The sequence below is a fragment of the Salinimicrobium oceani genome, from assembly GCF_012037645.1.
The window spans coordinates 1-318 of sequence record NZ_JAAVJR010001380.1; the positions used below are offsets into that span (position 1 = coordinate 1).

The 318-nt window shown below is 43.7% G+C and carries 1 protein-coding gene; it reads left to right on the forward strand.

Annotated features, from left to right (window positions below; all coding sequences use genetic code 11):
• A partial coding sequence (locus HC175_RS22290; protein WP_209310207.1) for a PepSY-like domain-containing protein occupies positions 1-318 on the forward strand: 318 nt, incomplete at both ends.

A 318-nucleotide genomic window follows, 5' to 3' on the forward strand; every position in this document is an offset into this window, starting at 1 on the left:
TCCGCGGCACTTCCGCAGGCCATTCTTACTTACATCAGTACTAATTATCCCGAGAATACTATTCGGGAAGCTGAGGTAGAAGACAATGGCCAGTTTGAAGTAGAGCTTAATAATGGAACCGAACTTGTTTTTGATGCCCAGGGAAATTTCCTTGGAATCGATGATGACAGTGATGATGTTTTTGGAGACGAGGATATTGCCGCTGCAGATCTGCCGGAGAAGATCAGGAACTTTATAAGCACTCATTTTTCAGGAGCTACCATTGAAGAAGCCGAACTCGAAAACAACGGGAACTATGAGGTAGAACTTTCTACAGAT